Genomic DNA, 1,375 nt, shown 5'->3' on the forward strand with positions numbered 1-1,375 from the left:
GGGATTGTCTCATAATGATGTGACAGGGTTGAGGAAATGGGCAAGTCGGAAGAAGAAGAAATCGAGGTCACGGGCACCACGGTTTTTGATGGCAGCCATCTGGATTTTGGCGTTGGTGCTTTCTGCGATGGCATTTGTATTATGACCTACGAAGTAGTTGAGCATGTAGTCCCAGTTGCACTCCACGGTGTCGGCAAAAGGTGCCAGTGGCGACTTGGGTGCGGCTCTGACATCTTCGATCCACTTGCTCAAAAGGTGCTCTTTGACATCCCTAGAATCAAACGACTGTCCTTTGTACCAGTCCCTGAAAGTGACTGTCTGCTGGTAGGCCCGTTGCAGATCCGGGAATGCGCCAAACAGCAGTTTGGCCCTACTGAGCTGCCGGAAGGACCATTCGGCCGGCCGTTTGTATAGCAGGTATCTGCTTCTGTGCAGGAGCTCGGCCGTGGTCTCGCCGTTCGGGAGTTTCTCGGGATGGTACACCTTCTTGATGGTCCGCCTGGATCGAGGAAGCTTTTGGTCTTCTTGATAGGCTTTCTTGTGCAATGCCTTTTCCTTTCTGTAGCGCTTCAGCTCTTTGTTCTTTAACTCAATACGGAAGGCCTGCAGGTCGGTCATCAGTTCTTTGATAGCGTGGAATTTGTCCACAGTCTGCATAGAGGACGGGAGCATCCTGTTTGCCACTGCTTCATAGGTCGAGGAGAAGTCTCTTGTGATTGACTTTACACGATTCAGTACCTCGTCGCCAAATTCCGACATGACGAGGCTGATGCTTGATGCCTCCAGGCTACTGCACATCAGCGCTATGTTGCCCGTTTTTGCATTGGTGAATACGGTGTAGACTTCGTCACCGACAGACTTTTCGTCTATTGCCATCGACTCGCCGACACACTCGGGTCTGAATATGGGCACATCCACCATGTACGGCCTCCCGTATCCGCCAGCAGACACCATGTCATGCTCATGCAGTTCCTGCTGCACTTCGGCGCTCGGTATCCTACAAAACTCGTCTCGCACCCATCGATAAAACGTCTTGTACTTGAGGTTTTGGATGTCGCTGATTATCTTCAGGTCAAAGGGGTGATTCTTCACCAATCTCTTTTAAAAAAGTACCGTATTCACGGGTTATCTTCATCTTCTCGTCAGTAAACGAATATTTGTTGTAGTAGCACTTGTTCCTGTCCGCACGGCTTACCCATCTGCGCCTTTTCAGCCTTATGACACTGCGCTTAAGACCTGACGGGAAGTGCCGTATGTCCATCTCTCGCATATACCCGTCCTTCATCAGCGGCTCGTCTGCCTCGGGCTTTTGGCTTTCTTTTTCTACCATGTGGAATATCCGGGTTTCGTCCCCGACCTCTTCGATCCTGTCCAG

2 protein-coding genes are annotated in these 1,375 nt (G+C 50.9%); both read right to left on the reverse strand.

Annotated elements, in window-relative coordinates; translation table 11 throughout:
- Positions 1-9: 9 nt before the first annotated feature.
- The gene (locus MJZ26_15210; GenBank protein MCQ2107124.1) at positions 10-1,092 is read right to left on the reverse strand and encodes a transposase; all 1,083 of its coding nucleotides are present in this window, start codon (positions 1,090-1,092) and stop codon (positions 10-12) included.
- Positions 1,073-1,375, reverse strand: a 303-nt coding sequence (locus MJZ26_15215; GenBank protein ID MCQ2107125.1) for a hypothetical protein, incomplete at its 5' end; no start/stop codon positions are given. The genes MJZ26_15215 and MJZ26_15210, both read right to left, overlap by 20 nt.

Source organism: Fibrobacter sp. (assembly GCA_024398965.1).
Taxonomy (GTDB): Bacteria; Fibrobacterota; Fibrobacteria; order Fibrobacterales; family Fibrobacteraceae; genus Fibrobacter.